The 12808-nt window shown below is 47.1% G+C and carries 13 protein-coding genes; 11 read left to right on the top strand and 2 right to left on the bottom strand.

The window, feature by feature from the left end:
- Positions 1-14: 14 nt before the first annotated feature.
- A complete protein-coding gene (ispB, locus tag ACUM5Y_RS14680; protein WP_445977641.1) occupies positions 15-995 on the bottom strand; it encodes an octaprenyl diphosphate synthase in 981 nt (326 codons plus the stop codon).
- 279 nt (positions 996-1274) lie between these two features.
- Here ispB and rplU point away from each other — a divergent pair, with 279 nt between their 5' ends.
- The 5 genes from rplU (at position 1275) to ACUM5Y_RS14655 (ending at position 4717) form a co-directional block, all read left to right on the top strand.
- Positions 1275-1583, top strand: a complete 309-nt coding sequence (gene rplU / locus ACUM5Y_RS14675) for a 50S ribosomal protein L21 (protein WP_445977640.1) — start codon at positions 1275-1277, stop codon at positions 1581-1583.
- Between the two features lie 33 nt (positions 1584-1616).
- Positions 1617-1874, top strand: a complete 258-nt coding sequence (gene rpmA, locus ACUM5Y_RS14670) for a 50S ribosomal protein L27 (protein WP_445977639.1) — start codon at positions 1617-1619, stop codon at positions 1872-1874.
- A 108-nt stretch (positions 1875-1982) separates the two neighbouring features.
- Complete coding sequence (gene cgtA / locus ACUM5Y_RS14665) at positions 1983-3173, top strand: Obg family GTPase CgtA (protein ID WP_445977638.1); 1191 nt, start codon at positions 1983-1985, stop codon at positions 3171-3173.
- Between the two features lie 39 nt (positions 3174-3212).
- Positions 3213-4337, top strand: coding sequence for a glutamate 5-kinase (proB, locus tag ACUM5Y_RS14660; RefSeq protein ID WP_445977637.1), 1125 nt, complete (start codon positions 3213-3215; stop codon positions 4335-4337).
- 17 nt (positions 4338-4354) lie between these two features.
- Positions 4355-4717 carry a diacylglycerol kinase gene (locus tag ACUM5Y_RS14655; RefSeq protein WP_445977636.1) on the top strand — a complete coding sequence of 121 codons (363 nt, stop codon included), beginning with the start codon at positions 4355-4357 and terminating at the stop codon, positions 4715-4717.
- Positions 4718-4776: 59 nt separating this feature from the next.
- Here the strand turns inward: ACUM5Y_RS14655 and rpsT are convergent, their stop codons facing one another.
- Positions 4777-5040: a 30S ribosomal protein S20 gene (rpsT, locus tag ACUM5Y_RS14650; protein WP_445977635.1), complete on the bottom strand. Its 264-nt coding sequence runs from the start codon at positions 5038-5040 to the stop codon at positions 4777-4779.
- Positions 5041-5272: 232 nt separating this feature from the next.
- On the opposite strand from rpsT, the gene murJ reads away from it, so the two are divergent.
- From murJ to ispH, 6 genes are all read left to right on the top strand, one after another.
- Positions 5273-6844, top strand: a complete 1572-nt coding sequence (gene murJ / locus ACUM5Y_RS14645; RefSeq protein ID WP_445977634.1) for a murein biosynthesis integral membrane protein MurJ — start codon at positions 5273-5275, stop codon at positions 6842-6844.
- A 127-nt stretch (positions 6845-6971) separates the two neighbouring features.
- Entirely contained in the window at positions 6972-7907 is a 936-nt protein-coding gene (gene ribF / locus ACUM5Y_RS14640) for a bifunctional riboflavin kinase/FAD synthetase (RefSeq protein ID WP_445977633.1), read from the top strand.
- A gap of 27 nt (positions 7908-7934) precedes the next feature.
- Positions 7935-10757, top strand: a complete 2823-nt coding sequence (ileS, locus tag ACUM5Y_RS14635; RefSeq protein WP_445977632.1) for an isoleucine--tRNA ligase — start codon at positions 7935-7937, stop codon at positions 10755-10757.
- Positions 10758-11264 carry a signal peptidase II gene (gene lspA / locus ACUM5Y_RS14630; protein ID WP_445977631.1) on the top strand — a complete coding sequence of 169 codons (507 nt, stop codon included), beginning with the start codon at positions 10758-10760 and terminating at the stop codon, positions 11262-11264.
- Complete coding sequence (locus tag ACUM5Y_RS14625) at positions 11261-11692, top strand: FKBP-type peptidyl-prolyl cis-trans isomerase (protein ID WP_445977630.1); 432 nt, start codon at positions 11261-11263, stop codon at positions 11690-11692. Before lspA ends, ACUM5Y_RS14625 begins: the two co-directional genes overlap by 4 nt.
- Positions 11689-12639: a 4-hydroxy-3-methylbut-2-enyl diphosphate reductase gene (gene ispH, locus ACUM5Y_RS14620; protein WP_445977629.1), complete on the top strand. Its 951-nt coding sequence runs from the start codon at positions 11689-11691 to the stop codon at positions 12637-12639. The genes ACUM5Y_RS14625 and ispH overlap by 4 nt, the downstream gene beginning before the upstream one ends.
- Positions 12640-12808 lie beyond the last annotated feature (169 nt).

The raw sequence follows: 12808 nt of genomic DNA, 5'->3' as shown, positions 1-12808 counted from the left end.
ACAGCGAATGCTTCTTAATTGCGGCGTTTTACCGATGCGTGAGCAAGGTTGATCAAGGCCGTTTTGTAATCCGATTCAGGCAAACAATCTAGGCTTTTAATGGCCAAGTCCGCTTGTTGTTGAGCTCTTTGCTGTGTGAACTCAATGGCACCACAAGATTGTACGTCTTGGATGATAGTGTCCAGTTGCTCTAGTCCACCGGTAACAATGGCTTGGCGCACTCGCTCGGCGGCCTCTTTAGTGCCATTTTGCATGGTGTAAATGAGCGGCAGGGTAGGTTTGCCTTCTGAAAGATCATCCCCGACACTTTTGCCCATTTCTTCAGCGGTGCTGACATAATCCATAACATCGTCAATGAGCTGAAAAGCGGTGCCAACATACATGCCGTAATCTTGCATAGCTTGCTGGTACTGAGTGTTTGCGCCTGCGATCACGGCACCACAAAGTGCTGCACCTTCAAATAGCTTGGCAGTTTTGTACTGGATAACCTTTAGGTAGCTTTCTTCCGTGGTGTCTGGATCGCCACAGTTAATGAGCTGCTGTACTTCCCCTTCGGCAATGATATTGGTGGTCTTTGCCAAAATATCCATGCATTGCATGCTGCCTACATCGACCATGATCTGAAACGCACGGGAATAGAGGAAATCACCAACCAGAACGCTGGGTGCGTTGCCCCATTCTTCATTGGCGGTTTTTTTACCACGGCGCATGTCGGACTCATCCACTACATCGTCGTGAAGTAGGGTTGAGGTGTGGATGAATTCAATGATGGTGGCCATCTTGATGCTTTGTTGTAGAGCATCATCACTAAGATCATTGCTGGCGCGGGCCGCAAGTAGAACCAAAAGTGGTCTAAGGCGTTTACCGCCATTACTGATAATGTAATAGCCGATTTGTTCTATTAAAGGAATATCGCTAGTAAGTTGCGACATTATGTATTCGTTGACCTGACCAAATTCACTGGCGACAACATCATGGATTTGTGTGGATTGCATGCAATTTCCGAAGCTAAAAAGTCTCACGCTGAACAGCAAGTGGCCCCCATGCTAGGTAAGGCCGCCGTCGCGGTCAACCTAAAATATGAAAAATGCATAAAGCAATCGCTTTTCCCTTGTTTTAAGTGGTTTGATTTTGTACAATCTCGCGTCCGATTTATCCACATTTTGCTCCCTATCATATGGCAAGTGTATTTCTATAAATTTATAGGTACTCCAGCCACTAGAAGTAGGTCAAATATCATTTCAGTAGCCGGATAAATCTTATTGGAGAAGAACATGTTTGCAGTGATCAAAACTGGCGGTAAGCAATACCGTGTAGAAGAAGGCCAAACCCTTAAAGTTGAGAAATTGGCTGTTGAAGAAGGTGGCGTTATTGAATTTAACGACGTTCTTCTTGTAAGCAATGGCGACGACGTTAAAGTTGGCGCACCTGTTGTAGAAGGCGCTAAAGTAACAGCTGAAGTTGTTTCTCACGGTCGCGGAGATAAAGTTAAAATCTTGAAATTCCGTCGTCGTAAGCACTCTATGAAGCGTATGGGTCATCGTCAGTGGTTCACGGAAGTGAAAGTAACTGGCATCAACTAAGCGTTAATTAATTCATATTTTAAGGAGTAAGTCATGGCTCATAAAAAGGCGGGTGGTAGTACTCGTAACGGTCGCGATTCCGAGTCGAAACGATTAGGTGTCAAACGTTTTGGTGGTCAAGTTGTGATCCCTGGTAACATTCTTGTTCGTCAGCGTGGAACTCAATTCCATCCTGGTGAAGGTGTTAAAATCGGTAAAGATCACACTTTGTTCGCTGTTGCTGAAGGCCAAGTGAAGTTTGAAGTGAAAGGTAAATTTAAGCGTCGTACAGTTTCTGTAGTAGCTGCTTAATACCTGCTAAAAAACTTAAAAAGAGCTCCGCAACGCGGGGCTTTTTTTTTGGAAGAATTCTATAATCAAGCTTATTAAGTTTGATAAACCCACCGAAGGGGTGTTTCTGTGAAATTTGTTGATGAAGCCAGTATCTATGTTCGAGCCGGTAAAGGCGGAAACGGAGCGTTGAGCTTTTGGCGTGAAAAGTTTGTAGCTAAAGGCGGTCCCGACGGCGGCGACGGCGGTAATGGCGGCAGTGTAATTTTGGTAGCGGACGAGTCGTTAAACACTCTGATCGATTTCCGTTACACCAAAAAGTACATTGCGGAAAATGGTCAGGGCGGTCAAGGTCGTGATATGACCGGATCAAAAGGTCCTGATTTAGAAATTAAAGTGCCGATCGGTACAACAGTAATCGATGAAGATACTGGTGAAACACTGGGTGACTTAGTGCGTGCTGGGCAAACTTTAAAAGTTGCTCAAGGCGGACATCACGGTTTAGGTAATACACGTTTCAAATCCAGTACTAACCGTGCGCCACGTCAGACCACCAAAGGTACTGTGGGTGAAGAGCGTACCCTGAAGTTAGAAATGAAAGTCTTGGCAGACGTAGGTTTGCTTGGTTTGCCAAATGCCGGTAAATCCACTTTCATTCGCTCAGTGTCTTCTGCAAAGCCAAAAGTGGCGGATTATCCTTTTACTACCTTGGTGCCAAACCTTGGTGTGGTAAAAGTTAAGAAACACCAGAGTTTCGTTATCGCGGATATACCCGGCATCATCGAAGGGGCTTCTGAAGGTGCGGGTCTTGGTATTCGTTTCTTGAAGCACTTGGTGCGCAACCGTATCTTGCTTCACATTGTCGACTTGGCGCCGTGGGATGAAGTGACACCAGCGGAAGCGGCCATGATAGCGGTAAATGAATTGCAGCAGTTTAGCCCAGCTTTAGCAGAACGTGAGCGTTGGTTGGTATTGAACAAAACCGACATGGTGCCTGCGGATGAGTTAGAAGAGCGCTGCCAGAGTGTAATTGATGCACTCGGTTGGGAAGGCAAAGCTTACCGTATTTCAGCGATTTCAGGTGAAGGTACGGAAGTGCTGTGTCTGGATCTTATGACGGCACTTGAAGCACAGCGTGAGCTATTGGCAGAAAGCCCGGAAGAGCGTGAGAAAGAGAAAGCGATGCGTGCCTTGATCGATGAAGAAGGTCGTAATCGTATTATGTCGTTGCGTGAAAAACGCCGTCAGGCTGGCCAGCAGCTAGATGACGACGATTTTGATGATGACGATTATGATGTAGATGTTGAGTACGTCGGCTAACGACAGTGTAATCACGGTATTGATGAGTGAAGTAGTATCATGGAAATGCGAGAAAAAATAGCGAAGGCGCAACGCTTAGTGATCAAAATAGGCAGCGCATTATTGACCAATGACGGTCAAGGATTGGATGTTGCTCGAATTGGTCTTTGGGTTGAGCAGATCGCACAACTTCGAGCGCAAGGCAAAGAAGTTGTCTTGGTGTCTTCTGGTTCCATTGCGGCGGGTATGAAGCGTCTAGGTTTTGCTTCTCGCCCCACACAAGTAAACGAACTGCAGGCTGCGGCGGCGGTTGGTCAAATGGAGCTTGTGGGAATCTATGAATCGCATTTTGAAAAACATGGCTTGTGCACGGCGCAAATTTTGTTAACCCATGATGACTTATCAAACCGTCGACGCTATCTGAACGCACGATCTTCGTTGCGTACGCTGATAGGCTTTGGTGTTGTACCCATTGTTAATGAAAATGACACGGTTGTAACCGACGAGATTCGCTTTGGTGACAACGATACCCTAGGTGCACTGGTAGCCAACTTAGTGGAAGCGGATGCTTTGATTATTTTGACGGACCAGCAAGGTTTATTCGATAAAAACCCTCGTGATCATAAAGATGCAACATTAATCACGCATGCTCTAGCCTCCGATGACAGTTTAGAGGCTATGGCAAGTGGCGGTGCCGGCGTGTTGGGCAGTGGTGGTATGTTGACGAAAGTCCGTGCTGCTCGTTTAGCTGCTCGTTCAGGGGCCGATACGCTAATCGTTTCTGGTCGTGAGCCTGATGTGGTCATGCGAGTAATGCGGGGTGAAATGTTGGGTACTTGGTTGCAGCCGGAGCATGAGCCTTTAGCGGCTCGTAAGCAATGGTTGGCAGGGCACTTGAAGAGTCGTGGCGCTTTAGTGTTGGATGATGGTGCGGTGGCGGCTTTACGTCGTTCCGGTACTAGTCTCTTGCCTGTAGGTGTGAAAGACGCCCAAGGCAGCTTCTCGCGGGGCGATATGGTCTTGTGTGTCGACCAAAAGGGTGCGCTGGTTGCGCGTGGCTTGGTGAACTACAGTGTGGCGGAGTCGCTTAAATTGCTAGGGCATGCCTCTTCAGACATCGGTGATATTTTAGGGTATGAAGGTGAGCCCGAGTTAATTCATCGGGACGATTTGGTGATCATTTAAAGTAAAGTGGGTGTGACATGGCGAAGCCAGATAAGGGTGGTTTTGAGCGGGTGTTGGACGCGGCAAAGTACTCTGTGCAAGGGTTACGTGCCCAATGGCGCTATGAGGCATCCTTTCGCTTAGACGTGCGTTTGTTTCTGTTAGCTTTGCCCCTGGCTCTTTGGTTGGGCGATTCCGGCATTGAGCAGGCGCTTATGATTTTCTCTGTGGGTTTGGTGTTGATCGTTGAGACGCTGAACTCAAGTGTTGAGGCGGTGGTGGATCGTATTAGTGATGAACACCATGAACTATCAGGACGAGCAAAAGATTTAGGCTCTGCAGCTGTGATGCTGACGCTAATGTTGGCGGCTGTAGTATGGGTTATTTTATTGCTGAACTAGAGTGATGGGATAACAAGAGGGTATAAAAAAACCGGCATGAGCCGGTTTTTTTATAGATATTAGGCCAGTGCTTTGATTTTAGCACTCAAGCGACTCTTATGACGAGAAGCTTTGTTTTTGTGATATAGGCCTTTATCAGCGGCTTTATCTAGCTTAGAAGTTGCTAGAACGTAAGCTGCTTGTGCTTCAGCTTGATTGCCTGCTTCGATAGCTGCATCTACTTTTTTCAAGTAAGTGCGAACCATTGAGCGAAGGCTACCATTGTGAGCGCGGCGTTTGATTGCCTGGCGTGCACGTTTTTTTGAACCGGCGGAGTTTGCCACGGTCTGGCTCCTTTAATATTTGTACATGAAACGACCTAGCACTTTGCTGTGTCGTGAAATTAATGTCAAGTTTCAACTTGAGAATCTCGCGGCGGATTTTACCAGTTTTTCACGATGCCACAACCCTATTATACAAATAATAGTCAAATCAGCTGAGATTATTGGTTATGTAGGGCATAATTCAGCCGTTATGTTCCGCAACATTGTCTTTCTTTTATGTGTATAAGGTCGTATGTCCAAACTCAATTCAACTGCCAAGAAACCTTCTAAATCCTTGTCTTTATTACGATCTGGCATGCTGGTTTCTATCTGTACCTTCCTTTCTCGAATCCTTGGTTTGGCGCGAGATGCGGCGTTAGCCTCAGTTTTGGGGGCAAGTGGCAGTGCTGATGCTTTTTTTGTGGCGTTTAAAATACCTAACTTTTTTCGACGCTTATTTGCTGAGGGTGCCTTTGCTCAGGCGTTTGTCCCTGTGCTCAGTGATTACCGAGTGAATCAAACCAAAGCCGAAGTGCGTGCATTGGTGGCGGCGGTGACGGGTTCGTTGACCTTGGTGTTGCTGTTGGTGACGGTGATCTTTATGGTGGGAGCGCCCTGGGTGGTGTATGTGTTTGCACCAGGCTTTACCGCAGGCAGTGAGCAATCAATATTAACCGCAGAATTGCTGACCATTACGTTTCCCTATCTATTGTTTATCTCTTTGACGGCATTGGCGGGTGGAATCCTGAATGCCCATGGGGAATACGCAGTACCGGCGATTACCCCTATCTTTTTGAACATCTCCTTACTGGTTGCCACGCTTTGTTTTGCGCGCAGTGCTGTGCAGGCAGAGACGGCTGTTGCTTGGGGGGTGTTTGCGGCAGGGCTTATTCAGTTGTTATTTCAAATACCTTTTTTGGGTCGTTTGAAATTGTTGCCAATGCCAAGGTTGGGTTTTCGCCATCCAGGGGTTAAGCGCATTTTATTGCTGATGGGGCCGGCGCTATTTGGGGTGTCTGTTAGCCAAATAAATTTGCTATTAGACACGGTGTTAGCGTCTTTTCTGCAAACCGGTAGTATTACTTGGCTGTATTTGTCCGATCGTCTTTATGAGCTGCCGTTGGGTATTTTTGCTATCGCCATTAGTACCGTGATTTTGCCTTCCTTGTCCCGTAGCTTTGCGGGTGGCGACGGTTCGCGCTTTTCGGTGACCCTAGATTGGGGGTTACGACTCTTGCTGCTCATTGCCGTGCCTTCTGCCATCGCCTTGTTCATGTTAGCTGAGCCCTTGATCGCGACCATTTTTTATCGAGGTGAATTGACGGTGACGGATGTCACCAATGCGGCGTTGAGTTTACAAGCGTATTCCTTGGGGCTGATATTTATGATGCTGATTAAGGTGCTGGCGCCTGGCTATTATGCTCGCCAAGATACCCGCACTCCAGTACGAATCGGTATTATCGCCATGGTGTCGAACATGGTGCTGAATTTGATCCTTGTGTGGCCGTTTGGCCATGTAGGGTTAGCGCTGGCGACCAGTTTGTCGGCCTGTCTAAATGCATTTTTACTATGGCGTGGGCTGCATAAGCAGGGGTATCACAGTTTTACATCCGAGTGGAAAAAGTTGGTCCGGATTCTAGTGCGCGCCAGTGCCGCGTTAGTGATTTGTCTATGGGCGTTTTCTCAGTTGGAGCTAGTGTGGACGCAAATGGGCGACGCTCAGCGTGTCGGGTATATCTTGCTGATTGTTCTGGCAGGTGTTGCTGTGTATGGAATAAGTGCCTTTGCGGCAGGTTTGCGCGCCAGTATTCTGAAACATTCATAGGCTTTTTCTATTTTCTGTGCGGTGGTGGCTGGCTTGTTCATGTGCTGGCCTACCTTCGCGTGGTGAACTGCTATATAATCGCGGTTATTTTTTCGACGCTGAGTGAGATGGTTTTGTACGGGGTTCTATGGAGTTAATTCGCGGTATTCATAATATCCGTTCAAAGCATAAGAATAGTGTGCTGACGATAGGAAACTTCGACGGTGTGCATCTTGGCCACAGTGCTATCTTGTCTCGGGTCAAAGCCTTGGCGGCTGAGTATCAGTCACCCGCTGGTATTATGATTTTTGAGCCGCAACCGCGCGAGTTTTTTGCAGCGGAGACGGCCCCTGGGCGGATTGGCCGCTTGCGAGATAAAGTGCAGTTGTTACAAGGGCAGGGCATCGATTTTGTGTTGTGTTTGCCGTTTAACCCTAAGTTACAGCAGTTAACCGCTGAATCTTTTTGTCAGCAGATTTTGCTGCAGGGCCTTTCGGTGAAACATTTGGTGGTGGGTGATGACTTCCGTTTTGGTTGTGATCGCCATGGAGACTTCACGTATTTACAGACTTTTGGCGAGCGCCACCAATTTGATGTCGAAAATACTCCCTCGGTGTTAAATGCCTCAGGACTACGAGTGAGTAGTACCTTGGTTAGGCAGGCACTTGAGTGTGGCGATGTGCAAGGCGCGGAAGAAAACATGGGCCATGCGATGACGTTAAGTGGTCGTGTAGTGCACGGGCAACAGCTTGGCCGAACCTTAGGCTTCCCTACCGCTAATATACATTTAAAAGGTATTAAATCTGCTTTGGCGGGTGTGTATGCGGTGACCTTGCAAGTGCAAGGCGTTAGTCACCAAGGGGTAGCAAATATTGGTGTGCGACCAACAGTGCAAGGCAAGACGCCCATATTAGAAGTGCACCTGTTTAATTTTAACGGTGATCTGTATGACCAGTATGTACAGGTGACCTTCTGTCAGTTTATTCGGGCGGAACGTAAAATGGCCGGCTTAAAAGAGCTGGAACAACAAATTCAATGTGACAAAGAAGAAGCAATTCGTTTCTTTGCCGAATCAGTGAACTGATGATCTTTGAGGATAAAGCAAAAAACCATGAGTGATTATAAAGCGACGCTTAATTTGCCACAGACAGACTTCCCGATGCGTGGAGACTTGGCAAAACGTGAACCTGCAATGTTGAAACGTTGGCAGGATATGGATCTATACAAAAAAGTACGTGATGTTAGTAAAGGTCGTAAGTCTTTCATTCTGCATGATGGCCCTCCGTACGCAAATGGCAGTATTCATATTGGTCACGCGGTTAACAAAATCCTCAAAGATATTATTGTTAAGTCTAAAACCGTTAGTGGCTACGATGCGCCTTACATCCCTGGTTGGGATTGTCATGGTTTGCCGATTGAGCACAAAGTAGAGCAGTTGATTGGTAAGGCTGGTGCTAAGGTTTCTTATAAAGAGTTCCGCGCTAAATGTCGTGAGTATGCTTACAGCCAGATAGAAGAGCAGAAGAAAGATTTCATCCGTTTGGGCGTCATGGGTGATTGGGAAAATCCCTACCTGACTATGAACTTCGCTACGGAAGCCAATATCGTTCGTGCGTTGGGTAAAATTGCTGAGAACGGTCACCTAGTAAAAGGCTTCAAGCCAGTTTACTGGAGTGTCGTAGGTGGTTCTGCCTTGGCGGAAGCGGAAGTTGAGTACCAAGATAAAACTTCTTTGTCTCTTGATGTGCGTTACGCGCCACAGGACGAAGCGGCATTGTTGGCAAAATTTAGCGATGTAGCTGGCGAAGGTAAGGTCTCGGTTGTTATCTGGACGACGACCCCATGGACGCTTCCTGCAAGTCAGGCGGTTTCGGTTCACCCTGAATTTAACTATGCCCTAGTGGAAGTTGATATGGGTCTGGGCAAAGAGCGCTTGATCGTGGCGGAAGACATGGTGGAAGGTCTGATGACGCGTTACGAAGCGACGGATTACCGTATTGTTGGTCGCAGTGTGGGCGCAGACTTAGACGGCACTGTACTACAGCACCCATTCTTTGAACGTGATATTCCTGTCATTCTTGGTGAGCATGTCACCACAGAAACAGGTACTGGTTGTGTGCATACAGCACCAGATCATGGTGTAGATGACTTTAATGTTGGTCGTGCTAATGGTTTGTCGACTATGAACCTAGTGCAAGATAATGGTGTTTACAGCGAAACTGCTGAGCAGTTTGCTGGCATGCATGTTTATAAAGTAGATGGTGCGATCCTTGAAGCGCTAAATAGTCACAATGCCTTGGTGAAAGAGTCGAAAATCTTCCACAGTTACCCTCATTGCTGGCGTACAAAAACACCTTTGATCTTCCGTGCGACACCTCAGTGGTTCATCAGTATGACCGAAGAAGGTTTGTTAGATGCGGCAAAGCATGCTGTTGACGGTGTGAAGTGGGTGCCAAGCTGGGGACAAAACCGCATGGAAGGGATGTTGAATAACAGCCCAGACTGGTGTGTGTCTCGTCAGCGTACTTGGGGTGTGCCAATCGCACTTTTCATCAACAAAGAAACACAAGAACTTCACCCAGAAACACCACGCCTAATCGAAGACGTGGCGAAGCGTATCGAAGTGGAAGGGATCGATGCTTGGTTCGAGCTAGACGCCAGCGAATTGCTTGGCGACGAAGCAGAATTATACAGCAAGGTAACTGATACTTTGGATGTATGGTTTGATTCAGGGGTGACGCATTACTCCGTGATCGATCAGCGTGATGAGCTAAGCTTCCCAGCAGATCTTTACCTAGAAGGCTCGGATCAGCACCGTGGTTGGTTCCAGTCTTCATTGAAGACGTCTATCGCTGTGCGTGGTGTGCCGCCGTATAAACAAGTACTAACCCATGGTTTCACTGTAGACGGTGATGGTCGTAAGATGTCCAAGTCTTTGGGTAATGTCTTGTCGCCGCAAAAAGTGATGGATACCTTGGGTGCAGACATTATTCGTCTATGGGTAGCTGCGACGGATTACACTACGGAAATGACGGTGTCTGATGAGATTCTAAAGCGTGTTGCAGACTCTTATCGTCGTATTCGTAACACTGCCCGCTTCATGTTGTCGAACTTAAGTGGCTTTAACCCAGCGACAGATGTTGTGCCGAGTACGGAAATGCTTGCGCTGGATCGTTGGATTCTGGATCGCGCGGCTCAACTACAAGAAGAGTTAGATCACGCTTATTCAGAGTACCAGTTCCACACAGTGAACCAAAAGATTCAAAACTTCTGTTCTGTGGATCTAGGTGGTTTCTACTTAGACATCATTAAAGATCGTCAGTACACCACTCAGCCAGACAGCTTGGCGCGTCGCTCTGCACAAACGGCTCTTTACCATATCATGGAAGCTTTCACTCGTTGGATCTCTCCTATCTTGAGCTTCACTGCAGATGAATTATGGCAGTCTATGCCGGGTGAACGTGGAGAATCTGTTTTCCTAGAAACTTGGTACCAAGGTCTTGAGACACTAACGGGTGATGAGGCTATGGGACGCGAGTTCTGGAAGCAAGTGTTGGAAGCCAAAGTAGCGACAAACAAGGTGCTTGAAGCCGCTCGTAGCGAAGGCAAAATGAAAGCTAGTCTGAGTGCGGAAATTACCCTGTACTGTGATGAAAATTTACAGTCAGTATTGGCTCGTTTGGATGACGAATTGCGTTTCGTATTGATTTCATCTGACGTCAAGGTTCTGCCTCTAAGTGACGCTGGGGAAGAGGCGGTTGCGACGGACCTAGAAGGTTTGAAAGTATCGGTTGTGCTAAGCGAAAACGCTAAATGTGTTCGCTGTTGGCACCACCGTCCAGAGGTCGGTGAGCGTGAAGCTCATCCGGAGCTTTGTGATCGTTGTATCAGTAACTTGCCAGATGGAGAGGGCGAGAAACGCCTATTTGCTTAGATGATTAAGCTCGCATCATGGCAGAATGCCCAGCGCTGGTGGTTATTGGCGCTGTGCATTTTTGTACTGGATTGGGTCACTAAACAGGCCGTTGAGTCTTCATTAGCTTATGGTGAAGAAATTGCGCTGTTGCCATTTTTTGATTTAACCCTGCGCTACAACACAGGCGCCGCTTTCAGCTTTCTGGCTGGGGCTGGCGGCTGGCAGCGTTGGTTCTTCTCATTGATCGCTTTTGCTGTGGTGACAGGGATCAGTTGGCGTCTAATTAAAATTGGGCGCGAGAATCCGTGGGAAGCCTTATCTCTAACCTGTATTCTCGGTGGCGCTGTCGGCAATTTATACGACCGCTTGGTATATGGGCATGTGGTGGATTTTATTCAGTTCCATTGGCAGCAAGCTTGGTACTTTCCAGCGTTTAATGTAGCGGATAGTGCGATCACCCTAGGTGTTATCTTGATGCTGCTAGAAACTCTGGTAGTAAAGAAACCGGAAGGTAAAAAACAATGAGTTTAGTTACAAAGAATAGTCGCGTCACTTTGCATTTTGAATTGTCTTTAGAAGACGGTGCCATTGTTGATTCGAACTTTTCGAAAGCCCCTGCCTCTTTTGTGTATGGCGATGGCAGTTTGTTGCCCGCTTTTGAAGATGCACTACTAGGTATGCAGGTTAATCAAGAAGCCAGTTTTAACATGCCGCCTGAAAAAGCATTTGGTGCACGCAATGAAAATAACATCCAAATGATTCCTCGTTCCCAGTTCGCTATGGATTTGGAAGAGGGCATGGTGGTGTCATTTGCAGATGTTGGTAAGAATGAATTACCTGGCGTTATTGCGCAAATCGGCGAAGAGCAGGTGCAAGTGGATTTTAATCACCCTTTAGCGGGGCGTACGTTAACCTTCAAGGCACAAATAGTAGCTATTGAGGATGCAGTATGAGTTTTGCTATCCAGCTGGCCAACCCACGAGGTTTCTGCGCAGGTGTAGATCGCGCGATCGAAATCGTAAATCGCTGCCTAGATTTATTTGAGCCCCCTATCTATGTACGCCATGAAGTTGTACATAATAAATTTGTGGTGGAGTCTCTAAAGAATCGTGGCGCTATCTTTGTTGAAGAGCTGCATCAAGTGCCAGACGACAACATTGTGATTTTCAGTGCGCATGGTGTTTCTAAAGCTGTTCGTGATGTTGCTACGGCACGTGGATTGAAAGTCTTTGATGCGACGTGTCCTTTGGTGACAAAAGTACACCTTGAAGTATTGCGCTATTCAAGAGATGGCATGGAATGTGTGCTCATCGGTCATGATGGTCATCCAGAAGTGGAAGGCACCATGGGGCAATACGACGACAGCAAAGGTGGTGCCATTTACCTAGTGGAAAACCCTTCGGATGTAGCCAAGCTGAAAGTAAAGAATCCAGAGCGTTTAGCTTTTGTTACGCAAACGACTCTTTCTATGGATGATACTTCCGTCGTGATTGATGCTTTGCGTGAATATTTTCCAAAAATAGTCGGGCCAAAGAAAGACGATATCTGCTATGCCACACAAAACCGACAAGATGCGGTGAAAACCCTAGCGGTTGAATCTCAGTTGGTGTTGGTGGTTGGCTCGGTTAACAGTTCCAACTCAAATCGTTTGAAAGAGCTGGCGGAGCGCATGGGAGCAAGAGCTTTCTTGATCGACAATGCTGGTGAGATAGATGCGACTTGGTTGCAAGGTGTGTCGAGTGTCGGTGTTACTGCTGGGGCATCCGCGCCAGAAGTTTTGGTGAACGAAGTGATCCAGTGCCTAGTTGCCTTAGGTGGAAGTGCACCACAAGAACTTAAAGGTCAGGAAGAGAATGTGTCTTTTTCTATGCCGAAAGAACTGCGTATTGTCGAACTCTAATTTGGCGGCTTTAGTGTTAAGTAAAATAATTTCAAAAAATTATCAAAAAACACTTGCACTAAATCTGTAGATCCTTAATATACGCCCTCGCTGACACGGACAGGGCTTCACTCTTTAAGAGAAACGAAGCAGCTTAAGTGTAACGGCAACGCTCTTTAAAATAGATAAT

The sequence above is a fragment of the Marinomonas dokdonensis genome, from assembly GCF_052747885.1.
This window is presented reverse-complemented; position numbering and strand designations above follow the sequence as displayed.

What these genes read in the sequence shown, in the direction of transcription:
- ispB (WP_445977641.1), bottom strand. Translation starts at nt 995, where the DNA reads ATGCAATCCACACAAATCCATGATGTTGTCGCCAGTGAATTTGGTCAG.
- rplU (WP_445977640.1), top strand. Translation starts at nt 1,275, where the DNA reads ATGTTTGCAGTGATCAAAACTGGCGGTAAGCAATACCGTGTAGAAGAA.
- rpmA (WP_445977639.1), top strand. Translation starts at nt 1,617, where the DNA reads ATGGCTCATAAAAAGGCGGGTGGTAGTACTCGTAACGGTCGCGATTCC.
- proB (WP_445977637.1), top strand. Translation starts at nt 3,213, where the DNA reads ATGGAAATGCGAGAAAAAATAGCGAAGGCGCAACGCTTAGTGATCAAA.
- ACUM5Y_RS14655 (WP_445977636.1), top strand. Translation starts at nt 4,355, where the DNA reads ATGGCGAAGCCAGATAAGGGTGGTTTTGAGCGGGTGTTGGACGCGGCA.
- murJ (WP_445977634.1), top strand. Translation starts at nt 5,273, where the DNA reads ATGTCCAAACTCAATTCAACTGCCAAGAAACCTTCTAAATCCTTGTCT.
- ribF (WP_445977633.1), top strand. Translation starts at nt 6,972, where the DNA reads ATGGAGTTAATTCGCGGTATTCATAATATCCGTTCAAAGCATAAGAAT.
- ileS (WP_445977632.1), top strand. Translation starts at nt 7,935, where the DNA reads ATGAGTGATTATAAAGCGACGCTTAATTTGCCACAGACAGACTTCCCG.
- lspA (WP_445977631.1), top strand. Translation starts at nt 10,758, where the DNA reads ATGATTAAGCTCGCATCATGGCAGAATGCCCAGCGCTGGTGGTTATTG.
- ACUM5Y_RS14625 (WP_445977630.1), top strand. Translation starts at nt 11,261, where the DNA reads ATGAGTTTAGTTACAAAGAATAGTCGCGTCACTTTGCATTTTGAATTG.
- ispH (WP_445977629.1), top strand. Translation starts at nt 11,689, where the DNA reads ATGAGTTTTGCTATCCAGCTGGCCAACCCACGAGGTTTCTGCGCAGGT.